The organism is Nonomuraea spiralis (genome assembly GCF_014648435.1).
In the GTDB taxonomy this organism is placed as follows: Bacteria; Actinomycetota; Actinomycetes; order Streptosporangiales; family Streptosporangiaceae; genus Nonomuraea; species Nonomuraea spiralis.
The window spans coordinates 1-23,055 of sequence record NZ_BMRC01000039.1 but is presented as its reverse complement, the minus strand read 5'-3'; the positions used below and the strand labels follow the sequence as shown (position 1 = coordinate 23,055).

The window sequence follows — 23,055 nt, the reverse complement described above, 5'->3', positions numbered from 1 at the left end:
ACCGCTCTTGACAGGGACGGGCGAGGGTCGTCCATGATCGGGCATGAACGCGTTGATCCGGGCCGCGCTCGTGGGGGCCGTGGTGGGCCTGGCACAGGTGGTCATCGTCCTGCGCGGGCCGCAGAACGACGCGGCCAACCTGGTGCTGATGTTGTTCGCGCCCCTGCCCCTGGGGATGCTGCTCTCCTGGTACGCCATGCTGCGCAACTGGTGGCTCGTGTCGCTGCTGGGCCAGTTCGCCGTCATCACGCTGTACGCCGGCCTGACCATGACCGCGCCCGTCTCCGCCCTCGTCGGCTTCGGCGACTGGCGCCTCGGCCTGATCGTCATGACCGCCGGAGCGTGCAGCTACGCCCTGGGAGCCGGGCTGGCCATGCCGGCCGCCACACCCCTGCGCGTCTCGGCGGTCGGCGTGGCCGCGTCCCTGTTCCTGGCGGCGTGGTCGAACCAGGAGGTGATCGCGCTCGCCGCCCAGGAGCAGGCCATGGCCGACCGGGACATCCCGCACGTCGCGCCTGACCTGCCCGGATTCCGGCTGACCGAGACGACCGTCGACGGCCCGGAGCTCTTCCTCCAGTACCAGCGCCCCGGCGCCGACATCCTGTTCGGGATCCGGCAGGGGACCATGACCCCGGAACAGGCCTGCGAGGACAAGCTCGACCTCCAGAACGACGAGACCTGCGTGGAGGTGTCGCAGGACGTCTGGGCCTTGCGCACCGAGTACGGCAGCTCCATGTTCGCCGCCTTCGGGGACGCCATGATGGAGATCGGCAGCGGGGACGTGCCGGAGAAGCGGTTGCTCGCCGCCCTGGGGACCGTCCGCCCCATCAGCATCTGGGAACTGGCCGCGCCCGTCTACGAGTGACCGTGCCGTGGTCAGGGTGTGACATCGCGGGCGGTTCCGGTGGCGACGGCGCGGAGCTTGTCCGGGTTGGCGACGTTGTGGACGGCGGTGATGCGTCCCTCGGCGTCGAAGTCGAAGGTCACGGTGGCGACGACGCGCCCGTGGCCGCTGAACACCAGGCCGGGGCCGCCGTTGATCTCGGCCGGCTCGGCCCTCATGTGGGCGGGCTCGACGCCCTGGTAGGTGACCGTGCCGATCGCGGCGAACCACGCGGCCACCGTCTGCGCGCCCACGACCGGACGCAGGGCCTGACGTACCTTCCCGCCCCCGTCGGTCCACAGGGTGACGTCGGGGGACAGCAGTTCCATCAGGGTGTTGATGTCGCCGCCGGTCGCGGCGGCGAGGAAGCGCCGCGTGACGTCGCGCTGCCGCGACGGGTCCGCCGGGAAGCGCGGCCGCCGGGCCTGTACGTGCTCCCGCGCGCGATGGGCGGCCTGCCGCACCGCGGCCTCGGAACGTTCCACCGCCTCGGCGATCTCGGCGTGGCTGAAGCCGAAGACCTCCTTCAGCACGAACACCGCCCGTTCGAGCGGGCTCAGGGTCTCCAGGACCACCAGCATCGCGGTCGAGACCGAATCGGCGGCCGTGACGTCGTCGGCGGTGTCGCCGCTGGTCAGGATGGGCTCCGGCAACCACGGCCCGACGTACGTCTCGCGCTGGTACCGGGCCGAGCGCAGCCGTTCCAACGCCAGGTTCGACACGATCCGCGCCAGATACGCCTTGGGATCGGCCACCTGCGAACGGTCGTCGGCCGACCACTTGATCCAGGCGTCCTGGACCGCGTCCTCGGCGTCGGCCGCGGTGCCGAGGACGCGGTAGGCAACCGAGAACAGCAGGTTGCGATGCTGGTTGAAGACCTGCTGGTCCCGCTCGGAGTACGGACTGCTCATCCCGCCGCCCCCACGCGGGTGAACCGGCCGCCGCGCGGCCAGAACGCGCCCGAGGCGGGCATCTTCTTCATACGGCCGTAGGTCGGCCACGGGGAGGCGGTCACCGTCTCCTTATACCGTGCGGCCAACCGGCCCGTGAGATACACCCTGCGGGGGCTGTCGTCGGGGTGGGTGAACTGCACGACGCCGTCGTTCCGTCCCAGGCTGACCGGGGTGTGGTAGTAGCCGAAGCGGAACGGCCTGGGCTCCTTGCCGGCCAGCACGCGCAGGATCGACAGCGCGGCGTGCACGCCGGTCGGCATGCCGCCCTGGCAGGTGCCGTGCATGACGCCGTAGCCCTGGCGGATCGCGGCGGCGTCGCCGAGGGCGTACACGTCCGGGTGCGACACCGACCGCAGGGCGGCGTCGGTGACGATACGGCCGCGCTCGTCGACGGTCAGACCGGCGGCGGCCGCCAGCGGCGACACCCGCGTGCCGCTCGTCCACAGGACGACGTCGGCGGGCACACTCTCCCCGCCCGCCAGCTCGACCGAGCCGGGCAGCACCTTCACCACCTCGGCCCCGCCGCGCACCTGGACGCCCAGCCGCGCGAGCGCGGCCCGCAGGTACGCCCTCGGCCTGGCGGCCATGGCCGCGCCGGGCTCCTGCCGGCCCAGCAGCACGACGTCGAGCTCGGGATGACGCTCGGCGATCTCGGCGGCCGATTCGACGCCGGTCAGGCCGCTGCCGCCGACGACGACCGTGCCCCGGCCCTGGCGGGCCAGCCGGGCCAGCCGGTCGGCCAGCGCCTCGGCGTCCTGGACGCCGTCCAGCGTGTACGCGTGCTCCTCTACGCCTGGCACCGTCACCGTGTCGGCCACGCTGCCCAGCCCGTACACCAGGGTGTCGTAGTGCAGGACCCGGTCGTCGTCGATCCGTACGGTCCGCGCGTCCGCGTCCACGGCCGTGACCCAGCCGCGTACGAACCGCGCGCCGGTGCCCTCCAGCAGCTCGGGAATGCTGAGCTCGGCGACCTGCTGCCCGGTCGCCGCGACGTGCAGCCGCAGCCGCTCGGTGAACCGCTCCCGCGGGTTGACCAGGGTCACCCGCACGTCCGCACGCCCCTTGGTCCGCGCCGCGAGCTGGATCGCCGCGGCCATGCCCGCGTACCCCGCGCCCAGGATCAGGATGTGGTGGGGAGTTGTGCCGGTTTCGTGCTGCGTGGTCATCGCCGTACCTTTCGTTCGATGCGTACGACCACGTGATGGAAGCACCCCACCCGTCCGTGACATGAAGCCGATGTGACCTCCGCCACACCGATTCAGGGGCAGCCGTGGCGCCGAACGTACGGCCCGAAGGTCGAGCCGCTGCACGGCAGCCGCATTCCCGTGGCGATCAGAGCATCCACGATGTTTCCCGCGGCCACCTCGTTGAGCTTCCCGTCCTGGCTCGCCCGCGCGAGCAACCACACGGTGCCGTGCACCTCCAGGCCGTGCGCCCTTCCGACGGCCACCGCCTCACGGTCGTCGGTGACGGCGATCCCCCGCGACAGCTCGGCCGCGGAGAACACACTGGCCTCACCCAGATTGCGCCCCGAGGAGCCGATGCGCTGCGCCCACTTCGCGAAACACCTGATCTCGTCAAGGGAGTCGAGCCGCGCCAGACCCAGCCAGTCCGCATCCAGCACCGCATGGAGGAGCGGATAGGCCTCCACCCCCGCGCGTATCTCTTCCCGGACCACATGAGTCGTCAGGCACACCGTGCCGGCCAGGAGATCGCGCAGCACGTCCAGACGCTCGGCGCGAGCGAAGTGGTTCAGGCACATCGCGTCGAACACCAGGACGGGGTTCGGGCCGACGTCGCTCACAGCTCGCAATCCGCATCGTCGCGCACCGGCAGGTCAGCTGCCACGATCTGACCGCGCATGAGTTCGACCGCACGGGACCCCGTGATGAGCGACCTCTTGAACGATTCCAGCACCGCGTGCGCGAAACTCGGAGGCACTCGAACCGTTTCCAGATCCGGCTGCGGCGCCCACCCGACCGCTTCCATCAACTCCGCTCTGGTCGGGTTTCTCCGGCGCATGTCTTTCGCGACGCCTCTGGCGATGGCTCCGGCTTCCACCGCCTGCCGCACGGTCAAAGACCAGGAGGTCCTGTACCGTGCCGCGAGAATCACCAGATGCTCACGCCTCGCCCCTTCACCGGTACGAACCCCACGGTGAAAGGCTTCGGCCGGTAGCAGCAGTTCCGCGGCGAACGCGTCGATGATCGCTTCCCTGTCGTCACGAGAGGCATGGACGCCTATGTCGGTGGAGTACTCGTCTCCGACGATCAGGTGTCCCAGCTCGTGAGCCGCGGTCGCTCGGCGGCGGCCGGGATCGCCGTGTTTGCCGACGACCGCCACGGCCACGTCGTCCTCGACCAGGGAAGCGCCTTCGCCGGGCACCTCGACCACCGCGACCAGCTGCCCGAGCTTTTCACACACGCTCATGAGGGAATCGATGGGCTCCAGGCCGTGCCCCGAGCACTCGCGCACCCAAAGAGCCGCACGGCGGGCGCTCGATGCGTCCTGAACCGGTTCCGGACAGCGCTCGATCGCAGGCGGAGTGAACACTCCTGTGCCCACGAGCTGCCTGATATCCGCCAGCCAAGTGGAGAGCGCGACCGCCAATCGATGGGATTGACGTGAGGCGTCGGTGACCGTGTCGTCAGCCAGTTCCGTACGCCGGGACACGACCAGAGGTGGCGGATCGAGGAAATAACTCAGGGGAACCTGGAGAACCGCCGACAATCTGGCGAGTTCGAGGGCGTCAACCCGGCGAACGCCTCTTTCGATCTTCGCGATCATCGTCCGGTCGAGCTTCAGCTCAGATGCCAGCTCTTCCTGGGACATGTCGGCTGCCATGCGGCACTCACGTACACGCTCGCCGATGTCCAGCCACTCTCCCGGCTCCTTCATAGTGCGATAATCGCACAGGGGTGGACGGAGTTGCGAGGTCGGGAAGTCGAATCCGGGCAATCATCGCCTCAATAAACTTTCGTCCTCTTATTCGCACTTTTGGCCCGGCACCCCTGCGGAGAACCCGTCCGGAGCCCTATGTGCGGCTGGTCTTTCGTCGTGACATCGCGCGGTCCAGGAGGATGGGGACGAGTGTGGCCGCGGCCAGTCCCGCGCCGATCCACGGTACGGCGGTGAGCCCCGCCCCGGCGTCCAGCGCGGCGGCGGCCAGTACGGGGACGAGGCTGATGCCCAGCTGGAAGGCCGAGACGGTGGTGGCCCCGGCCAGCGTCGGCGCCCCGGACGCGATGGCGAACACGCGCCCGTAGATTGCCGGGTTGAGCACGAACCCGGCGACCCCGAGCAGCAACACCAGCGGTACGACGGCCGGCGCGTGCCGTGCGAGCACGGCGAGCAGGACGGAACAGACCGCGATCCCCAGCGCCCCGGCCAGCAGCGCGTGCGTGGGCAGCCGGTCGGCGATCCGGCCCCCGACCGACAGCCCGGCGAACGCCCCGACCCCGAACAGGGTCAGGATCACCGGCACCCAGACCCCGGGCACACCGGTGACGTCGGTCAGGAACGCCGCCAGGTAGTTGTAGGAGATCATGTAGGCGGCGGTGCTCAGCAGGGTGACGGCGTACACCACCCAGAGTTGCGGCCGTCGCATCGTGCGCAGTTCGCTGCGCACGCTCGCCCGGACGGGACCGCCGGCGGCGGGCAGCGCGACGAGCGTCAGCACGGCGCCCGCCACGGTGAGGGCGGTCACCGCCCAGAACCCGCCACGCCATCCGGTGAAGTAACTGATCATCGCCCCGGCCGGCCCGCCGGCGATCATCGCCAGGCTCAGCCCGCTGACGACCACGCCGGACGCGCGGGCCGTACGGTCCGCCGGGACCAGGCCGATCGCGGTGACCGCGGCGACCGCCCAGAACCCCGCGTACGCCAGGCCGCAGAGAAAGCGGGTGACCAGGAGCACCGGGTAACTGTCGGTGAGCATGCCGACCGCCACGCAGGCGGCGAAGGCCGCCTGGGCGGCCACCAGCGTGGTCCGCCGCGGCCAGCGCAGGGTCATGATGGCCAGCGGCGGCCCGCCGATGACCACCCCCGCCGCGAACGCCGAGATCAGCCCACCGGCCGAGGACAACGTGATCCGCAGGTCCGCGGCGACGGCCGGCAGGACCCCGGCGAGCAGGAACTCGGCGCTGCCCATCGAGAACAGGCTGAAGGACAGCAGGTAGACGCCCAGAGGCAGCCTGCCGCGGGCGGCCGCCGCCCGTGGGGCCGCCGCGGCCTCGGCGCTCACCGGCCCGCCCCCGCCGCGCGCAGGGCCGCGTCGAGGTATTGGTCCAGTACGTGCCGGGGAGCCGCGCCCGTCCACGAGCCGACGGGGTTGCCGCCGGCGTACACGACGAAGGCGGGGACTGCGGTGACGCCGTGCCGGGTGGCCAGGCCGGGCTCTTCGTCCAGATCGACCTTGACGACGTCCACCTCGCCGGCGCGGTCGGCGGCCAGGCTCTCCACGACGGGGGTGACCATCTGGCACGGACGACACCAAGTCGCCCAGAACTGAACCAGGACCGGCCGTTCCGCCTGGACGACGTGTTCTGCGAAGGTCTGCTCGGTGACGCTGCGCACCGAGCCCGGAGCATGCGCGGGCATGTCGAAGTCTCCTTGCGTGTGTGGGGCTAGCGAGTCGGGGCGGAAGCGGCGCGGTGGCGTTCGACGGCGGTCCGTACGTCCTCGTCCAGCAGGTCGGCGTTGAGGGCGAACGCGGCGGACGAGCCCATCCCGGCCGCCGTGACGACCTGGGCGCGCGGGTCCACGACGTTCCCGGCCGCCCAGACGCCCGGCACGCTCGTACGTCCGGTGCGGTCGGTGCCGACCAGGCCGGAGTCGTCCTTGGCGCAGCCCAGCCGGGTGAGGAGCTGGTCGTGCGGCACCATACGCGGGAACAGGAACACCGCGGCCCTCGGGAGCACCCGCCCGTCGGCCAGTTCGACGCCGCGCAGCCGCCCTTCCTCGACGACGAGATGGTCGATCTTCCCCTCGACGACGCGCAGGCCACGGGCGTCCAGGCGTTCGCGGTCCTCGGCGGTGAGGTCGAGGGTGTGCGGGAGGAACACGACGTCGTCGCTCCACTGCCGCAGGAGCAGAGCCTGGTGCACCGCGCCCGGATGCGTGCCGAGCACCGCGAGCGGCTGGTCGGCGACCTCGTAGCCGTGGCAGTAGGGGCAGTGCAGCACGTCCTTGCCCCACTGCTCGCGTACGCCGGGGATGGCGGGCAGCTCGTCGTACAGGCCGGTGGCGACCAGGACGCGGCGGGTGCCGATCACCGGGCCGCCCTCCAGCCGTACGGAGAAGCCGTGCTCGATCTCCTCCACGCGCCCGCGGACGAGACGCACGCCGTACCGGGCGATCTCGGCCCGTCCGAGCTCCAGCAGGGTCGACGGCGGCAGGCCGTCGCGGGACAGGAAGCCGTGCATGTGCGCGGCCGGGGCGTTGCGCGGCCCGCCCGCGTCGACCACGAGCACCTTGCGCCGCGCGCGTCCGAGAAGCAGGGCGGCGTTCAGCCCGGCCGCTCCCGCGCCGACCACCACCACGTCGTACTCGGCGTTTTCGCTGTTCATCGCCTTGATCATGACGATCACCTCCGGCCCCGATGGTGCGTCCGGTCGGGCCAGGATGACAACTTCTGTTGCCATTTCTGGAACAGCGGAGGTGAAATGGACCCATGGAGCAGCAATCCCGGATAGACATCACGCTGGCTCAGGTCGGCGCCCGCCTCAGACGGGTCCGCACCCAGCGTGGCGTGACCCTCGCGGCCCTGGCCGAGGCCACCGGCATCTCCAAGAGCACGCTCTCCCGGCTGGAGTCGGGCCAGCGCCGCCCCAGCCTGGAGCTGCTGCTGCCGATCGCGGAGGCGCACCAGGTGCCGCTGGACGAGCTGGTCGGCGCGCCGGAGGTCGGCGACCCGCGCATCCGCCTCAAGCCGGTGGTCCGCAACGGGCGGACCGTGCTGCCCCTGACCGCCCACCCGGGCCCTCTGCAGGCGTGGAAGTCGATCATCCCCGCCGACCAGAACCAGCCGCAGCCGGTCACCCACGAAGGCTACGAGTGGATGTACGTGCTCTCCGGCCGCGTCCGTCTCGTGGTGGCCGACCACGACCTGGTCATGGGGCCGGGCGAGGCCGCCGAGTTCGACACCCACCTGCCCCACTGGTTCGGCCCGGCGGGCGACCATCCCGTGGAGGTGCTCAACCTGTTCGGGCGGCAGGGGGAACGCATGCACATGCGCGCCCGGCCGAGTTCCTGAGCGCCCGGCCCGCCGTCACTGGCTGGTGCAGCGCGTGGGCCGTACCACGATGACGACCCGGCGCTCGGCGTCGCCGACCGGCCGGTCGTACTCCAGGCCGTACCGTCTGGCCAGCAGGTCGAAGCCGTCGCCCTGGGGGTCGGGCTCGACGCGTTCGACGGTCCCGCGCACCTCCAGATAGCGATACGGCCGGTCGGGGTCGTTGATCGAGATGGCCACGTACGGGCGGGCGCTCGCGTTGCGGCCCTTCTGGCGGTCGGTCGTGGTGGTGAAGCGCAGGAACTCGCCGTCCCAGACCGTCCAGACCGGCGTCACCTGCGGGGTGCCGTCGGGCATCAACGTGGCCAGATGGGCGTACAAGGGACGGGTCAGCAGGTCGAGGTGGCTCTCGGGAATCACAGACATGGCGGCACAGTATCAAAGCTTTGATACATATAAGTGTTTTTAGAGTGGGACGACTTGTAGGCTCCCTGCATGGACATGCCCCCGGAGGAACGGCTCGGCCTCGCCGTGAAGCGCGCCGAGCAGCGACTCATGGCGGCCAAACACGCGGCCGTGAAGGCCGCCGGGGTGACCGTCCCCCAGTACGCCGCCCTGCTCGCCCTCCACGCCAACCCCGGCATCTCCGCCGCCGCCCTGGCCAGGGAGTGCCTGGTCACGCCGCAGGCCATGAACGTCGTACTGAAGAACCTGCTGGAACACGGCCTGATCGAACGTTCCCCCCACCAGTGGCACCGCACGATGCTGGAGACCCACCTCACGGACGCGGGCCGCGAGGCGCTACGGGTGGCGGACGAGGCCGCCGTCATCATCGAACGCCGGATCGCCGCCGCCTTCACCCCCGAGGAACGCGCCTCCCTCCAAGCCCTCCTCACCCGCTTCACCCAGGCGATCGAGGGCGCGCAGTGAACTTGGTTCGCGGAAATCCGGCGGACGGCGCCGGGCCACGGCTACGCGATCGACCTGGAGGTTTTCACTTCTCCGCCTCGAACGCCTGGGCGACGGCCAGGCTGTCCTCGTAGACGTGGTGCCGGGTGACAAGGCCGTCCTCGACGGTGAGATGCAGGGCGAACCGCGCCCGATAGGAACGTCCGGTGGACCGGGCGGTCTGACGGATCTCGCCGAGCACGACCGCGTCGCTTCCGTCGACGAGAAGGCGCTCGACCTCGGTCGCCACCAGTTCCGGCACGTGGTGATCGGCGATCTCGCGATAGTGGGCGGCCGCGTCGGCCCGGGTGGACCGGTGCCGGATCCACGGCGTGGCAGTACGGCCATGTTCGACCTCCGGCCAGTCAAGCTTCCAGTCGCCCTGCTCGGCGTACAGTTCGGCGATGCGTTCGGGGTCGCCCTCGCCGATCCTGCGCAGCAACTCCTCAACCACCGTACGCGTGTCGGTGGGTGCGGTCATGGACATGGCTGACCTTCCGTCCTGGTTGGCGTCGTCCGACAAGAAGATCATCAATCCTGTCAGCACGGGCGCACCGAGGCGATTACCTCCGAAGTAAAGCAAGCAGCCCACCAAGATCCACTTACGGGACACACCCCCTGGCCCGCCACACTTCCCTCGCAAGAGTCACCGAGGGGCGTTCAGCAGGCGGATGCCGACGATCGCCAGGCCGGCCGCCTGCAGTACGGCGCCCGCGACCTCGAACCATTCGCTCCCCGCGACCAGCCCGATCACGTGAAGCGGAGGCCAGGCGAGGACCGCGGCGGCCGCCCCGAGCGGGACCACGTGGCTGCGTAACAGGGCCAGGCCTAGCAGCAGCGGCCGGGGGGCCGAGGCCAGCGCGAGCGCCTCCGCGCCGATGTCGTCGCCGCCTCCGGCGCGGGTGGCCCACGCGTACGCGCCGTTGGCGACGACGAACCCCCAGGGCGCGGCGAACAACGCCAGAGCGAGCGGAACGCTGCGGATGCGCGCTACGGATATTTCCACTGGTTCTCCTCGAAGTACCTCGAAGTACGGCCCGCATGCCACGGGCGAACGCTGGACGGGCTCCAAGCCGCCCGCACACGACCCTCAGACGAGGGCACCCGGATTCAGCCCCGGGACCGCAGCGCCGGCGCGACCAGCACGACGCAGCCGAGCGTGAGCACCACGCCGACCCCGGCCACCGCCACCGCCTCCCCGGGAACCCCGTCGGCGAAGAACGCGGGAACGGCGCTCAACCCCGGCAGGAGCCTGGAGACGATCACGGCGACCACCCCGGCCCGGCTCCCACGCCAGGCGAGAACGACGCCGACCAGCGTGACCACCCCGAGAACGGCCCCTGCGACGGCCACCGCGACCGGCGGATGCTCCCCGTCGCCGAACGGCAGCGTGACCACGTCGTCACCGCGATCCGCGCGTTCGGGTAGCGGGCAGCCAGACGGTCGATCTCCAGAAGGACCTTCTTGTAGATCTGGTCGGCGGCGTCCCTGAATGGGCAGTGTCTCCAGCATGAGCGAAAGGCTCCTCGCGATGTGGCGTGAGGGCGGCACGTTCCACAACCGACCGGACAGCAGAACGCTGCCTGCCGTCTCCCGCAGAACCCCGCACTACGCCTACGGAAGGCCAGCCATTCGATGACGCTCCCAGCCGCAATGCGGGGCAGCAGCCCCAACCTGCCGCGTTTCCAGGCAGAGCAATCACTCTGCTCGGCTGATCGATACCGTGGTCAGGCGCATGTGGACGATGAGACGGACGCGTCGGCGTGTGGAGACCTCGGCAGGACCTCAGCCCGCTCGAAGAGCGGCTACCGCCTCGACGAGGCCCGCAGCCTCCAATGCGTCGAGCACATCATCGACAGTCTCGGGCGGGCTGATCCGCGAGTCCGCGATCTGCTGCACGCAAGCCCATACGACCCTTCCGTCCAGGGCGATCAGGTCCAGTACGAAGTCGTCGGGTGATTTCACCTCGACATCCCATGCAGCCAGGTGTTCAGCGGGGAAGTCCTTCAGATTCGACGCGACGATGACCTGAGCGCCTACCTTGATCGCTGCAGCCAGCACATGCCGGTCGTCCGGATCGGGCAGCTTCAACCCTTCGATCAGCGGCTCGTGCCCTTCGACAAGGCAGTCTCGGACGGCCAGGTTCATCAGGCTGCGGAGCTTGTTGAGCTTCTCCGCGGGAATGTCGGGACGGTTTGCGGCAAGGTTGCGCTGCATCTCATCGAGGATTCCGTTGGTCCACTTGGCTTGCACCCGCCCCGTCATGGCAAGCCGAATGAGCAGGTCACGCAGCGTGTTGCCGTAGAGCACGTTCGCGTCATAGACCACTACGTATGCCATCGCTCAGATGTCCAGCTCTTGCCCCAGCGCAGCGAGCTGGTCAGCAGCCGTCCGGCGCTTGGCGTCGTCGCGACGCTGGTATTCCTGGAGATCTTCATATGTGATTCGTCGGTGCTTCCCGATCAACCGGAAGGGGATCTCTCCCGCCTCCAGAAGCTTGATCACATAGGGACGTGACACGTTCAACATGTCCGCCGCCTGCTGCGTCGTCAGCTCAGCATGCGACGGAATGACCGTGACTCCGCGCCCTTCGGCTGCTTGGGCGAGAACGAAGGCGAGCAGGCTCACGGCTTCACGAGGCAGGATCAGCGGATCCTCGCCTCCGTGCTCACCGGCGACCCGGATGGTCGGCTGCTCGGGATACCGCATGAGGTAATCCTTGATCCGACGTACGGCGCGACCTGCCACCTCGGCATCGATACTCCCGGGCCGAACTCGCTTGGCCTGCACATCTGCCATGCCGACACCCCCTTCTTCGAAGTATCCGCAACAAACGCAATATCCGCAAGCGAAGCCGCCGGCGACTTCTACGATTCGAGAGATCGGACAGAACGACACATGTCCATCACGGCTAGGGCACGTACTGGTGGCGCCGGTTGGAACCCACGCGGAGACCGACCGATCTACACAGGGCACCCCTTCACCCAGCTGGATCTACGCCTCGCCCGACGTAAGACCGAGCCCGTCTCCTACGAGCGCGTACCTGCGTGCCCCATGCACAGGAATGCGATTCTCAGTCCTCACCTGGACGGATGAGTCCGCTCTCGTACGCGAACGCGATGGCCTGTGACCGGTCGCGCAGCCCGAGTTTGTCCAGCACCCTGCCCAGATGCGTCTTCACCGTGGTCTCCCCGAGGTAGAGCCGAGCGGCGATCTCCGAGTTCGACAACCCCCTGCCGACGAGGGCGAACACCTCGGCCTCCCGGCCGGTGAGCCGGTCCAGCGCCGGGTGCCGGGGCTGCGGCTCCGGTGCCCGCGTGTACCTGCCGATCACCGACGGGACCACCGCCGGATCGAGCAGACCGCGCCCGGCCGCCACCTCGCGCAGCGCCTCCAGCAGCTGCTCGGGAGGTGACACCTTGAGCAGGAAGCCCGCGACCCCGGCGCGCAGCGCCCCGTCCACGATGGCCTCCTCGTCGAACGTGGTCAGCACCAGCACCTTGATCTCGGGATGCGTCCCGGCGAGCGCGCGGGCGGCCGAGATGCCGTCGAGGCCCGGCATGCGGGCGTCCATGAGCACCACGTCGGGCCCGATCTCGGCGGCCATCCGCACCGCCTCGTTGCCGTCGGCCGCCTCCCCGACGACGTCCATGTCCGGCTCGTCGGAGATCAGCATGCGCAGCCCGGCCCGCATGATCGCCTCGTCGTCGGCCAGCAGCACCCGGATCATCGTGTCCCCTCTGCGAGCGGGAAACGCGCGTACACCTCGAAGCCGCCCTCGGCACGCGGCCCGGCCCGCAACTCCCCGCCGAACATGCCCACCCGTTCGCGCATCCCCACCAGGCCGTGCCCGCCGCCCGGCCCCGGACCGGGCGCGGTGGTGCCCCGCCCGTCGTCCACGATCCGTACGCTGACTCCGGCCGGTTCGTACGTCACGGTCACCGTCGCGGCCGCCGCCTCCGCGTGACGCAACACGTTCGTCAACGCCTCCTGCACGATCCGGTACGCGGACATGTCGACACCCAGCGGCACCGAGAACGGCGTACCGGACACCGTGGACGTGGCCTGAAGCCCGGCCGAACGTACCTCCTGCACGAGGTCGTCGATCCTCCGCAGAGACGGAGGCGGCGCCAGCCGGTCGGCCTCGTCAGGACGCAGGAGGGCGACCACCTGGCGCAACTCGGTGACGGAACGCCGGCCGAGCTCCTCCACCTGCGTCAGCGCGTCGTGTTCGACCGGCCGGTCGGCCAACCGGCGCCGTACCACCCCGGCCTGCATGGTCATCACGCTGACCGTGTGCGCCACCGCGTCGTGCAGCTCACGCGAGATGCGGGCACGCTCCTCGGCCACCGCCGCCCGCGCCCGCGCCTCCCGCTCGGCGGCCAGCTCCGCGGCGAGCGCGGCCAGCTGGCGAGAGCGCGACTGCTCCCGCCGCAACAACGTACCGAGAACCCAGGCGGCCCCCACCAACGCGCCGAAGAAGACGAACTCCCAAACCCCCTCGCCACCCCAGACGAGCGCGACCGCCGGAACCACGGCGGCACACGCCGACGCGGCGAGGGAACGACGAGGTTCGGTCCGGTAAGCCGCATGAACCACGAGCACCAGCTCGGCGATGAGCTGGGCCCCGCCCACTCCTTCCGCACCGGTCAGCATCGCGTACGGGAACGACAACATCGCCACGGACATCGCGACGATCGGATGACGCGCCGCGAGCGGGAAGCAGAGCGCCAACACGAGGCTGAGCCCGACGACGGCGAGCCGGTCGTCGGCGCCGCGCGGGTCGCCGTACACCTCGATCGACGCGAGGACGGCGAACAACACACCCGCCACGGCGCCCGCGAGCAGCCATCTCCGGCGGCTCCATGGTGTGCCCACGCTCACTCCCCTCGTCGTCGGCACACCGACGGTAACGAAGGGGTTCGACCCGCGGATCAGACCCGGGAAGGACGGCAGAGGGTCGCGGGTCGTACCCGGAGAGGACCCTGCGGCCGATCGAGTGACTCGGAATCGCATCTCGGACGGCCCGCTAGGCCGATCCGGCCGGCTGGTGCGCGCTCATAGCGTTACGGCAGCTCAAGAGACATCCGAAAGGACACCCCATGGACGCCACGTCCGCCGCCTCCGCTCCGCTGCGCCGCCTCGCAGGCGTCGCGCTCGTACTCGCCCCCGTCCTGATGTTCGGCGGCATGCTCACCTCGCCGCCGCAGGCGGACGACTCATCCGCAGGGTATCTGGCCTCGTTGGCCGCCGACCACGGGCTGTCGCTGCTGTCGGCGAACCTGCTCCACTACGCCTGGGTGCTCATCGCGCTCGGCGTACCGGCGAGCCTGACGCTGCTGCGCGGCCGGAGGGGCCGGAGCCTGACGGCGACCGGCGTGGCACTGTCCATGTTCGGCGCCATCCAGATGTCCGGCATGCTGCTGTCCGACTGGTTCACCACCGTCATGCCGAACGCGGTGCCGCTCGCCGACGCGGTGAAGGTGTTCGACACCGTCACGGCCGACCCGACCCTCGCCGTGTGGCGGCTCACCGGAATCCTGTGCGGCGTCGCCATGCTCCCGCTGCTTCTGGCCGGGCTCGCCCGAGCGGGAGTGGTCGGTTGGTGGACGGTGCCGGTGATCCTGCTGCCGTTCGTGGCGGCCGCGACGCTGCCCGCGTTCGTGGGTGCTGTGGTGGCCCTGGCCTGCTACGCGCCGCTGGTCCTGGTGGGGGTACGCCTCCTGCGCCGCTCGGCCGAGGACGTGCTCCGCGCGGAGACCCTGGCCACATCGACCCCGGCCACGTGACCCCTCGTTCCCTCTGTCCAGTTGAACGCCAACTGCGCGACGATCAGCTGATGACCAGGGACTTCACACCTCGCGTCAGGACTCGCCTTCTCGTGAAGCTCCCAGGTGTCCGCCTTGACCCACTTCGTACGCCTCGCGGAGCCAGCCGGCGAATTCCTCATCAAGCTCGGCGAGATCAGAGATCCGGAAGGCGTGAACGTACAGCCGCTTCGTGTACGGAGCCACGCTGGTGATGCGAGTGTCGTCGCTGATCGTGCGCTGGATGTCGAAGTACCCACGAAGCCCCCGCGCGTCCGGCTTTGCTCCAGCGAATCCTCGACGTGTCCCCTTGACGGTGATCATGCTCTTGGACACCGCATACGTGAAGGCTCCGCATGCCTCAACCAGCCTGACGAACTCGTGGTACAGGGCCACCGACGTGTCGGGCTTGCCTTCAAGGTGATCGTCGATCGTCCACGTCTCCTGGTTCATGAACCGAGAAAGTAGCAGGCGGCAACGACGGTTTTCGGGCTGCTGCCGCCGTCCCGCCCCAAGGGGACGCGGACCATGTAGCCGACGATCAGCCACCTTGCCGTCGATCGCCCCCAGCCACAGACAAAGACGAGCCCCGCACCGGCCGCGACCGACCCCAGGCCGCACGCCCGGACGGAGAGCCGGGGGTACGGCGCCGCGCCGCCGCCTTGATCTTCCATAAGTGCAACCCGGCAAGCTTGGGTCTGCGGTGTCCTCAGCGGGCTGGTACTGAGACATCAGATCCAGACGGTCGAGGGCTTGGCCCGTGATCGACACCAGACGTACTGGGCGATCAGGGTCCAGGATCTAGCTATCTCCGCAGCTCTACGCCTCGCCGGAGGTCAGGCCCACCGGACAGGCCACACCGGTGCCGCAGTACGCGTTGAGGCTTTCGTGCAGGTATTGCTGGTGGTAGCACCTGGTTTCATGCAGCAGTGGTTCGGCTATTCAGTGTCCTTGGGGTGTCGAGGCGATGCATAGATCACCCAGACAGTACGAGCAACATCATCAATGGCGTAGCGCACACGCCCACCGCTGGTGACCTCGAATTCCCACTGCTCCAAGTCCCTGCCGTTGTGACGATGGGTCGCAAGATCGCCGCGTAGGCGATGTTGCCGGTCATGGCTGGAGCGCGAGCGGGGATCGGCCCGCAGCACCTCGAAGCATCGGCGCGCATTGACCAAGGCATGACGGCACAGTTCCTCCCAACCCCTGACCGCGTCGCTGGTGCCAAACCGGATCTCCCACTCGTCATCCGGCGGTGGCACCGTGACTCGATCTCCGCGCTTCGGGCTCATGGCGAAACCTGGACCTGCCCGAAGTCACCGCTCGTAGGCTTGCTGGCCTCGGCGAAATGCGCAGGGTCGGCCTTGATCCTGGCGGTGGCTCGCCAGCCGGCGATGACCTCCTGGGTGGTGGCATCGACATCCAACTCGGCCGCGTCGGAGAGCGCTTCGACCAGTTCCAGAGTGAAGGCACGCAGTTCGTCCGAAGACAGGTGGCGAACCCAAGGGAAGACCTCTGGCATGGCAATGACCAGCGCACGCGCGGTGGGATCGTGCTTGATCAAGGCAAGAAACAGCCGGGAAGCGGTGGCCAGCGTCCGTTCGCGTTCCTCTACACGGTCCGCCGCAGTCAAGTAGAAGTCCGGCGCATCCCGATGCGTGACGCGTACGCGTCCAAGGCGTGCCGCACGCTCAGCGACCGCTCGCGGATTTCTTGACAAGTCTGAGAAGGTCACCGCGTCGACATGGCTAGTGCTCACGCCACGAGTCTACGTCAGAATACGTTCTGATCAGAGTCGATCCACGAGAGCCGCAGGAGAAGCTGGCCGGGCACCTACAGGCCGAAATCAGGCACCGACAATCACGGCAACCACCGGTAGGCAGGCAATTCGATGGCAACTCGACCCGGAGCGCAGGGCCTCCAGGCCCGATGCCTCCCACTCGGGCGCTCACCACGGGGACCGCCCTCTGGACGGCTCCGGCGTGTCCTGTGGTGTAAGACTGAAGCGGACGGCACTCTTGACAGTGCCTCCGTGGAGGTTGAAGCGACATTTGGGCACTTCGTTCCACCCTCCCCCTCCTGGCCGAGAGGCCGGGCCGCTGCTCGGCAGATCAGCCACTACAGATGCGGCAGATCCGCCAAGAGATGTGCGGCAAATCTGCCATCAGGGCATGTCGGTGCGGAGTATTCTCCGCACCGAGGACACAGATGAACTCACGCTCTTCCCTCGTCGCGCCGAGGCCATGGCGATGGAAGCCCTCACCGACACCCGTGTAGTGGTGATCAATGGCGCCCGGCAGGTCGGCAAGAGCACACTGGCCCAGGCGATCGTGCGTCAGACGGCAGGAGCCGGCGAGATCTACCTGGATCAGGCAGCCGTACGCGCGGCGGCGAGACAGGACCCCGATGGCGTCGTGCATCATGACGGACTTCTTCTCATCGATGAGATCCAGCACGTACCGGATCTCCTTCTCTCCATAAAGCGGGAAGTAGACGCCGATCCACGGCCAGGGCGATTGTGAGAGCTGCATCTGTGAGGCAGCGCGGCAACCCGGCCCGAGCGGTCGGTCAGGCATACTTGGTCGAGCCAGTCGGAGGCGATCGCTCACAGCCGTTGTCACGTGTCAACGACTGCTGCACTTTGCTGCTGCTCGTGATGACAGGAGCGCGACAGAGGGTCGTCACTTTCTCGCTATAGAGACTGTTCTCCGCGAGAAGAAGGCAGCAATCAAGGTGGTTGCCCCTGCGGCAATCAAGACAGTGGCGGGAATCTGAACAAGATTCCGGACATCCTTACATCCGTTCCTATAATCCATCCTTTCTACTGCCAAGTCACGAGTTTCATCCGTTTGATAATCAGGAAGAGAGGCAATAACGAATGCAGAACCACATGTCTCACCTTCTGAAGTAACAGGCATCAGGCCGGCAAGTACGCCTGAGCCGATCAGTAAGAAGGCGACGAACGCGAGGAGCTTGGTAGCCATAAGTGTCCTTGGGTAGGTTCATCCGAGCCTGATCATTCCAGGTCGATTCTTAGCCTGGAAGTCTGAGCGGGTGGTGCGGACGTAGGGCCGATCCTGTGGAGATCGCGTCGCGGTATCGAACCGTTGCGGTGGTGCAGGATCTGAGAGCATGCAGTACGTCGTCTCTACCGGACGGACCCGCTGACCACCCTCCAAACCACATCACGATCGATCTGCTCGACCAGGCCATACGCCGGACCGCCAGTCAGGTCGCGGTCCAAATAGAGGACGGACCGCCCTCGCCTGTCCGGTGGGGCGATCAGCTCGACGTACGACCGGTCTACGTCTCAGCCGAGCTGGGCGGACTGAGCGATCAGCGAGTCGCCGCGTACGTGGCCAAGTACGCCACCAAGGGAGCCGAGTCCGCAGGCACCGTAGACCGTCCGATTCGGCATGCCGGACAGATCGCCGGTCTGAAGGTCACCGAGCACGCCCGCCGCATGATCTACACCTGCTTCAGCCTCGCCGAGCTCCAGCCCTACCGAACCCTGCTCCTGCGACAGTGGGCGCACATGCTCGGCTACCGGGGACACTTCTCCACCAAGTCCCGCCACTACTCGATCAGACTCGGGGACATTCGACAGGCCCGCGCCGACTTCCGTGCCGAGCAAGCCCGGCTGATCACGGGCACTCCGCCTCCCGATCCGGAGAAGACCGTGACGGTGGGCGAATGGCACTATGCCGGGAGCGGCCACCGCCACGGAGAGGCTTTCTGGGCCGAGGTAGCACGCCAACGGATCGCCACCGCTCGCAAGATCGCACGACAGCAAGCAGGCGAGAACCGATAGAACCCTGCGCCTCTAGACCTAGAGAGATCACCTCTAGGTCTAGAGGCATACCTAGAGGCTCATTAGCCGCCTGACCAGGCACCTAGCCTCTAGAGGCTCCTAATCTCGCCGGGCCCCATCGGGCCAGATCACCTGTACGGGCACCTCCCGCCGCCGCGCCTCGGCCACCACGTCAGCAGTCCCGCCATAACCTCGGGCCGGCTGCCCGTCCCAGACGGCGAACAACACATCGGCGTCCTCCAGCATCCGCGCGCTGGCAGTCATGTGCGACTCCGCGGTGGACTCCACAAAGTCCAGCCTGTGAGTTCGGACCGCCCGGCCCAGCAACTCGTCGTACGCAGCCTGGCACTCGCCCGGCAGCCCGTCCCGATACTCCTTGGCAGGGATCACGGCTTCCAACGCACCACCGAGGTCGAGTACCGCACGGGCGAAAATCTGATCAGCCCCGTCCGCCAGACAGGACAACCCGGCGACTTCAGGACCGTACTCGGCAAGCGCCTCACGTACCGCCCCGTCGATCAGTACGGCGGTCTCCTCCGGCAAGCCCCGATGACCGGACACAGCGATGCGAACCATGATCCCCCTAGATCAGAGTGGCGTGAAGACGCTCGTCGAACGAGCGCAGAGCACCGGACGACGGCCCGGCATACGATCGCCGGAAGTTCTTGACCCGGTGCAGGACACGCTCGGAGCCGTACGTCGTCGCCACCGTAAGCGCATTGGACGCCAGATACAGCGCCTCGTCATAGCGCCCCGACATGGCCTCAGCCGTCGCCACCTCGGTCATGAGCACACCCCGCTGCTTCGCACCGGGCTGGGCCGACGCAAGCGACTCGTTGAACGCGGCAACGGCTTCAACCGGCCGCTTGAGCCGTACCATCACCAAGGCCCGATACCCCGCCAGCTTGGCGTGATCGAACGGGAACACCCATGGCCAAGGCGGCGCGGCGGCCCGCTCACCAGCTTGTACCGCCGCCTCAGCCGCACTCAACGCCTGAAGCGCTGCCGCCTCGTCCCGCGCGGTCGCATGGCCGAGCGCTTCGAGACTCGACAGCCACGCCCGAGCGATTGCCGGTGGCCGCTCACCGATCTCCCGCCGCGCCCGCGTCAGGAGATTCAGTCCGATCAGCGGATCGTCGGCGTCGATCTCGAACGCGGCCAGACTTCCGATCATGTATGCCGCCAGCAGCGCATGGTTGGCCTGTCGTGCACTGTCGACGGCGCGACGGTAGTAGAGCCGCGCCGAACCGGTGTCCTGCATGTCGGCATGCACCCAGGCCGCGAAGCCCGCCGCCTCGCTCAGACCGGCCCGGATCTCGTCAGCATGCGGAGACCGCGCCGCGCGGCCGAGAACGCGGCTCGCGAGATCGACCTGTGCCACAGCCGGCCTGGCGAGTTCGCGCGCAGGCGTGACGGCCTCCAACCGACGCTGAGCGCCGGTGATGCTGGTCAGCGCGGCAGCAGTCGTCTCGTCCACATCGGGACGCTTGGGCAGGGCCACCCCCGCCAGCGCGGTCAACGCTAGTGCCTTGCCGAAATCTCTGCGCTTCGTCGGATCGTCATCCCCTCGGGCTCCGAATCGGAGCAAATGAAGCGGCATCCCGATCTGGATGGATATCTCCCGGACCTGATCCACAGTGAGCGGCTGACGACCACGCAACACCTTGGACACCCAACTCTGGGAGTAGCCGACCGCCTCAGCGAGCTGGCCCTGCGTCCAACCGTGCGCCCGCCGCACCTCTTCGAGAATGGTTGGTAGATCGCACTCGGCGAGAGCGGCGGCCACGACTGGCCCGGACCAGAACTGCGGCGGTATCTGGGGCACAACGCTAGGTTAAGCCGCCGCCCTCGGCCGTACCGATATTCGTGACGGGAATACCCGTACCACCAGCAGGACAAGGCCGTTCACCTGCGGTTTCATCACGGCAACGCTCAGTACATGAACGAACTACCGCCTCACCCCTTGGCCGCCGCACAACAACTGGCCGCCGCCCTTGCGGACGAGGGAATCACTGCCGACGTCCATCACGACTACGGCACGCCCATGGTGTCGGTCTGGGTCGGCCTGATCGTTTGGTGTGCGGACGGCATGTACTGGTGGCGCACCGGCTGGAACCCAAGCAGACACCGACCGATCTACGCAGGCCACCCCTTCACCCAGCCGGCCCGCGCCGCCCACCGCGTCGCCTTTCGCTACACGCAACTGCGCATGTCGCATCCGCTCTCATCACTGATCGCCGGAGCACAGCCGTGCCCCTGACCGTGCAGCAAGTGCTCAACAGATTCCCCGGCTGGCAGATCACCGATATGCCCGGAGGCTGGGTCGCCATGCGAGTCAACTTCCTGCCTAAGGTCAGTGGTCTCTCCAACGTGCGTTGCGGAGAGACCTTGGAGGAGCTGGCCGGGAATCTACACGCCGAGATTAGGCTCCAGAAGTCACGGGCACCTGTCACAGGTGATTCCTCAGCTAACTGACCAGGAGCGCAGGGCTTCCGGGCCAAGCTGCAGAGGCGTTGCGGAAGCCCAAGTTCTCAATCCGACCTGCGCCTGATACCCGGTGGGCCGGGGCTGAGGGACGAAGCCCTGGACCGTCGATCGCCCCCAAACACCCTACGGCGATCAGCCATAGTCAGGCGATCGGGAGGCCCGCACCTCTACGGCGGGGTCAAAGCATGGGCCAAACCGCATTAGCAGCTCGGATCTTGCCCGTCCTGATCGGTTCAACCCGGACCTACGAACGCGGCTGGTTCGCCTGGAACGGCGTGGGACGGTGCTGGATTACAACTAGAACTGCAACTAGGGACCAGTCACCACGGGCGGCATTACCTCGATGATGCGGGCTGTTCCGCTGAGCAGTCGCATCTCGTGCATAGTGATCACGTCCCTCGGTTTGACGTGTCGCCAGTGTTCAGGGGTCAAGGGAACAAGTCGCACAGGTGCACACTCTCCCGGTTCCAGCGGAGTACGACCCTCCACCCAGAGGAAGGCGATACTGACCGACAGCTCACCCTCAGGCGTGCGCCGTCCGACATCCCACATGGGTCGAAGCCCTTTACCGGGAAGTATCGGCACCTTGCGGCCTCCCCCCTCCGTAGGCAAGAGGCAGAGCTCAGCCCGGAGAACACCGTTCCGGGCCTCGCCGCACCGCCACTCATACCAGGTGACATACCACTCAAGCCACATCACCCGGGCTGCATCAGCCAGCAGACCCCAGAACTCGGGCGGCTGGGGGCGCGCGTCGCCGAGCTCCTCCAGCAAAAGAAGGGCCATCTCCCATTCGCCGTGTTCCAGGTACTCCAGCGCATCGGAGACGCCGGCACCGACCTCGGTTCGGATGTGAGGGGAGCAGAACTGAGCGGCCTTCAACAGCGAGGAGTCCAGGTCCACACCATCGATTGTGACGGCTCCCGAACTCTGACCCTACGGATTAAAGCTCGGCCGATCATGGTTCCAGACAGTTCAATGCAGGTCAACGGGCATGCGCGGTCTAGCCTGAGCGGCTATGGCTCATCCTGAACTGCAACCCAGACTGCAACCCCAGTCGCACGCACAGGGAGCATCGGATTAGAAGTGGATCGCCCTTTCGCGGACCAAGGACGCGCTAACCTGCGCGTGATTGCTCGGTCCTCTCGACTGCGGCAAGGTCGTTCCGCGCATGTTCCGGATCTTGTCTCATGCGAACCGTCGCGGTGGACGGGACCGAACGGGAACCCAAACCCATAGCAGCACTCCGCTCTGAGCTGGACCTAGGTCGTGCCAAAGTCAGCTTCCCGACTGCATGGCCAACGGCCTTGCCCGGCTGCTCGGACAGGGCGGCCCTGAAACTATTTCGCCCGTGCTGGCCTCGTTTGGTACGGTCGCGGGATTGTTTTCGCTGCTGGGAGCCATGAGGTTCGCGTGTGGCCTCCCCTGCAGTTCCCAGGCTGAGAGTAGGTTTCGTTAATGGCATGTCGTATCAGTGAGCTCGTGCTCGATTGCCGCGACCCTGAGGTGCTGGCGCGGTTCTGGTGCGAGGTCCTGGACTTCGTCGTGCTCGATCGCGAGGACGACGGCACGCTGGAGATCGGGCCGCGCGAAGGGTTCGGCGGTCCGCAGCCGACGATCATCCTCAGTCGCAGCGATGAGCCGGAGAAGAGGAAATCCCGCCTGCACATCGATGTCAACGCCACCGACCGCGATCAGGACGCCGAGCTCGAACGCCTTCTGAAGCTCGGTGCTCGCCCGGCCGACATCGGTCAGACAGGACAGGAGCAGTGGCACGTCCTGGTCGACCCCGAAGGCAATGAGTTCTGCCTGCTCAAGGCCCGCCTCAACCCACTATGAGCTTCCCCCTGTAGCACGGACACCTGAGGTGAGGTCACTCCACGGTGTCTGACGGCCTGTAGAGGCCCTCGAACGTGACGGGGCTGTGCATTCCGATG

At 67.9% G+C, this 23,055-nt stretch carries 30 protein-coding genes; 8 read left to right on the top strand and 22 right to left on the bottom strand.

The features are described from left to right. Positions 1-43: 43 nt before the first annotated feature. The gene (locus IEZ27_RS47760) at positions 44-865 is read left to right on the top strand and encodes a hypothetical protein (protein ID WP_189653314.1); all 822 of its coding nucleotides are present in this window, start codon (positions 44-46) and stop codon (positions 863-865) included. An 11-nt stretch (positions 866-876) separates the two neighbouring features. Here IEZ27_RS47760 and IEZ27_RS47755 read toward each other — a convergent pair whose 3' ends face one another. From IEZ27_RS47755 to IEZ27_RS47725, 7 genes are all read right to left on the bottom strand, one after another. Then, the gene (locus IEZ27_RS47755; RefSeq protein ID WP_189653313.1) at positions 877-1,794 is read right to left on the bottom strand and encodes an RNA polymerase sigma-70 factor; all 918 of its coding nucleotides are present in this window, start codon (positions 1,792-1,794) and stop codon (positions 877-879) included. After that, a complete protein-coding gene (locus IEZ27_RS47750) occupies positions 1,791-3,002 on the bottom strand; it encodes an NAD(P)/FAD-dependent oxidoreductase (protein ID WP_189653312.1) in 1,212 nt (403 codons plus the stop codon). The genes IEZ27_RS47755 and IEZ27_RS47750 overlap by 4 nt, the downstream gene beginning before the upstream one ends. Before the next feature lie 92 nt (positions 3,003-3,094). Then, entirely contained in the window at positions 3,095-3,640 is a 546-nt protein-coding gene (locus IEZ27_RS47745; RefSeq protein WP_189653311.1) for a hypothetical protein, read from the bottom strand. Then, the gene (locus IEZ27_RS47740; protein WP_189653310.1) at positions 3,637-4,734 is read right to left on the bottom strand and encodes a helix-turn-helix domain-containing protein; all 1,098 of its coding nucleotides are present in this window, start codon (positions 4,732-4,734) and stop codon (positions 3,637-3,639) included. The genes IEZ27_RS47745 and IEZ27_RS47740 overlap by 4 nt, the downstream gene beginning before the upstream one ends. 136 nt (positions 4,735-4,870) lie before the next feature. Continuing rightward, a complete protein-coding gene (locus tag IEZ27_RS47735; RefSeq protein ID WP_189653309.1) occupies positions 4,871-6,079 on the bottom strand; it encodes an MFS transporter in 1,209 nt (402 codons plus the stop codon). Next, complete coding sequence (locus IEZ27_RS47730) at positions 6,076-6,435, bottom strand: thioredoxin family protein (RefSeq protein WP_189653308.1); 360 nt, start codon at positions 6,433-6,435, stop codon at positions 6,076-6,078. Before IEZ27_RS47730 ends, IEZ27_RS47735 begins: the two co-directional genes overlap by 4 nt. 26 nt (positions 6,436-6,461) lie before the next feature. Further along, positions 6,462-7,403, bottom strand: a complete 942-nt coding sequence (locus IEZ27_RS47725; protein WP_229825005.1) for an NAD(P)/FAD-dependent oxidoreductase — start codon at positions 7,401-7,403, stop codon at positions 6,462-6,464. 104 nt (positions 7,404-7,507) lie between these two features. On the opposite strand from IEZ27_RS47725, the gene IEZ27_RS47720 reads away from it, so the two are divergent. Beyond that, complete coding sequence (locus IEZ27_RS47720; protein ID WP_125643790.1) at positions 7,508-8,089, top strand: helix-turn-helix domain-containing protein; 582 nt, start codon at positions 7,508-7,510, stop codon at positions 8,087-8,089. Positions 8,090-8,104: 15 nt separating this feature from the next. Here IEZ27_RS47720 and IEZ27_RS47715 read toward each other — a convergent pair whose 3' ends face one another. Beyond that, complete coding sequence (locus IEZ27_RS47715) at positions 8,105-8,494, bottom strand: PPOX class F420-dependent oxidoreductase (RefSeq protein ID WP_125643793.1); 390 nt, start codon at positions 8,492-8,494, stop codon at positions 8,105-8,107. A 69-nt stretch (positions 8,495-8,563) separates the two neighbouring features. Between IEZ27_RS47715 and IEZ27_RS47710 the strand changes: the two genes are divergently transcribed. Continuing rightward, complete coding sequence (locus IEZ27_RS47710) at positions 8,564-8,998, top strand: MarR family winged helix-turn-helix transcriptional regulator (RefSeq protein WP_229825004.1); 435 nt, start codon at positions 8,564-8,566, stop codon at positions 8,996-8,998. 64 nt (positions 8,999-9,062) lie between these two features. On the opposite strand, the gene IEZ27_RS47705 is transcribed toward IEZ27_RS47710, so the two are convergent. The 7 genes from IEZ27_RS47705 to IEZ27_RS47675 all read right to left on the bottom strand — a co-directional run bounded on the left by IEZ27_RS47705 (position 9,063) and on the right by IEZ27_RS47675 (position 13,894). After that, complete coding sequence (locus IEZ27_RS47705) at positions 9,063-9,497, bottom strand: nuclear transport factor 2 family protein (protein ID WP_229825003.1); 435 nt, start codon at positions 9,495-9,497, stop codon at positions 9,063-9,065. 165 nt (positions 9,498-9,662) lie between these two features. Next, on the bottom strand, positions 9,663-10,022 hold the full coding sequence (locus IEZ27_RS47700) for a hypothetical protein (protein ID WP_189653306.1): 360 nt from the start codon (positions 10,020-10,022) through the stop codon (positions 9,663-9,665). Between the two features lie 104 nt (positions 10,023-10,126). Then, complete coding sequence (locus IEZ27_RS47695) at positions 10,127-10,414, bottom strand: hypothetical protein (RefSeq protein ID WP_189653305.1); 288 nt, start codon at positions 10,412-10,414, stop codon at positions 10,127-10,129. A 387-nt stretch (positions 10,415-10,801) separates the two neighbouring features. Next, complete coding sequence (locus IEZ27_RS47690) at positions 10,802-11,356, bottom strand: PIN domain-containing protein (RefSeq protein ID WP_189653304.1); 555 nt, start codon at positions 11,354-11,356, stop codon at positions 10,802-10,804. Between the two features lie 3 nt (positions 11,357-11,359). Beyond that, positions 11,360-11,815: a helix-turn-helix domain-containing protein gene (locus IEZ27_RS47685; protein WP_189653303.1), complete on the bottom strand. Its 456-nt coding sequence runs from the start codon at positions 11,813-11,815 to the stop codon at positions 11,360-11,362. Positions 11,816-12,089: 274 nt separating this feature from the next. Further along, positions 12,090-12,746: a response regulator gene (locus IEZ27_RS47680; protein WP_189653302.1), complete on the bottom strand. Its 657-nt coding sequence runs from the start codon at positions 12,744-12,746 to the stop codon at positions 12,090-12,092. Beyond that, complete coding sequence (locus IEZ27_RS47675) at positions 12,743-13,894, bottom strand: sensor histidine kinase (RefSeq protein ID WP_189653301.1); 1,152 nt, start codon at positions 13,892-13,894, stop codon at positions 12,743-12,745. Before IEZ27_RS47675 ends, IEZ27_RS47680 begins: the two co-directional genes overlap by 4 nt. Positions 13,895-14,118: 224 nt before the next feature. On the opposite strand from IEZ27_RS47675, the gene IEZ27_RS47670 reads away from it, so the two are divergent. Next, on the top strand, positions 14,119-14,805 hold the full coding sequence (locus tag IEZ27_RS47670) for a hypothetical protein (protein WP_189653300.1): 687 nt from the start codon (positions 14,119-14,121) through the stop codon (positions 14,803-14,805). 75 nt (positions 14,806-14,880) lie between these two features. Here the strand turns inward: IEZ27_RS47670 and IEZ27_RS47665 are convergent, their stop codons facing one another. The 3 genes from IEZ27_RS47665 to IEZ27_RS47655 form a co-directional block, all read right to left on the bottom strand. Continuing rightward, a complete protein-coding gene (locus tag IEZ27_RS47665) occupies positions 14,881-15,276 on the bottom strand; it encodes a DUF5655 domain-containing protein (protein WP_189653299.1) in 396 nt (131 codons plus the stop codon). A gap of 485 nt (positions 15,277-15,761) precedes the next feature. Next, positions 15,762-16,115: a hypothetical protein gene (locus tag IEZ27_RS47660; RefSeq protein ID WP_189653298.1), complete on the bottom strand. Its 354-nt coding sequence runs from the start codon at positions 16,113-16,115 to the stop codon at positions 15,762-15,764. After that, the gene (locus IEZ27_RS47655) at positions 16,112-16,582 is read right to left on the bottom strand and encodes a hypothetical protein (protein WP_189653297.1); all 471 of its coding nucleotides are present in this window, start codon (positions 16,580-16,582) and stop codon (positions 16,112-16,114) included. Before IEZ27_RS47655 ends, IEZ27_RS47660 begins: the two co-directional genes overlap by 4 nt. A 412-nt stretch (positions 16,583-16,994) precedes the next feature. On the opposite strand from IEZ27_RS47655, the gene IEZ27_RS55680 reads away from it, so the two are divergent. Beyond that, positions 16,995-17,345, top strand: coding sequence for an AAA family ATPase (locus IEZ27_RS55680; protein ID WP_189653296.1), 351 nt, complete (start codon positions 16,995-16,997; stop codon positions 17,343-17,345). A gap of 159 nt (positions 17,346-17,504) precedes the next feature. Here the strand turns inward: IEZ27_RS55680 and IEZ27_RS47645 are convergent, their stop codons facing one another. Then, a complete protein-coding gene (locus tag IEZ27_RS47645; RefSeq protein WP_189653295.1) occupies positions 17,505-17,807 on the bottom strand; it encodes a hypothetical protein in 303 nt (100 codons plus the stop codon). A 95-nt stretch (positions 17,808-17,902) separates the two neighbouring features. Between IEZ27_RS47645 and IEZ27_RS47640 the strand changes: the two genes are divergently transcribed. Next, positions 17,903-18,634: a replication initiator gene (locus IEZ27_RS47640; RefSeq protein WP_189653294.1), complete on the top strand. Its 732-nt coding sequence runs from the start codon at positions 17,903-17,905 to the stop codon at positions 18,632-18,634. A 99-nt stretch (positions 18,635-18,733) separates the two neighbouring features. On the opposite strand, the gene IEZ27_RS47635 is transcribed toward IEZ27_RS47640, so the two are convergent. Both IEZ27_RS47635 and IEZ27_RS47630 read right to left on the bottom strand, forming a co-directional pair. Next, a complete protein-coding gene (locus IEZ27_RS47635; protein WP_189653293.1) occupies positions 18,734-19,210 on the bottom strand; it encodes a hypothetical protein in 477 nt (158 codons plus the stop codon). 7 nt (positions 19,211-19,217) lie between these two features. Further along, positions 19,218-20,459: a helix-turn-helix domain-containing protein gene (locus tag IEZ27_RS47630; protein WP_229825001.1), complete on the bottom strand. Its 1,242-nt coding sequence runs from the start codon at positions 20,457-20,459 to the stop codon at positions 19,218-19,220. A 114-nt stretch (positions 20,460-20,573) separates the two neighbouring features. Between IEZ27_RS47630 and IEZ27_RS47625 the strand changes: the two genes are divergently transcribed. Then, positions 20,574-20,894 (top strand): hypothetical protein, encoded by a 321-nt coding sequence (locus IEZ27_RS47625; protein ID WP_189653292.1) that lies wholly within the window; start codon positions 20,574-20,576, stop codon positions 20,892-20,894. A 536-nt stretch (positions 20,895-21,430) separates the two neighbouring features. Here IEZ27_RS47625 and IEZ27_RS47620 read toward each other — a convergent pair. Next, complete coding sequence (locus tag IEZ27_RS47620) at positions 21,431-22,021, bottom strand: hypothetical protein (RefSeq protein ID WP_189653291.1); 591 nt, start codon at positions 22,019-22,021, stop codon at positions 21,431-21,433. Positions 22,022-22,576: 555 nt separating this feature from the next. Here IEZ27_RS47620 and IEZ27_RS47615 point away from each other — a divergent pair. After that, a complete protein-coding gene (locus IEZ27_RS47615) occupies positions 22,577-22,957 on the top strand; it encodes a VOC family protein (protein WP_189653290.1) in 381 nt (126 codons plus the stop codon). The last annotated feature ends 98 nt before the right edge of the window (positions 22,958-23,055 follow it).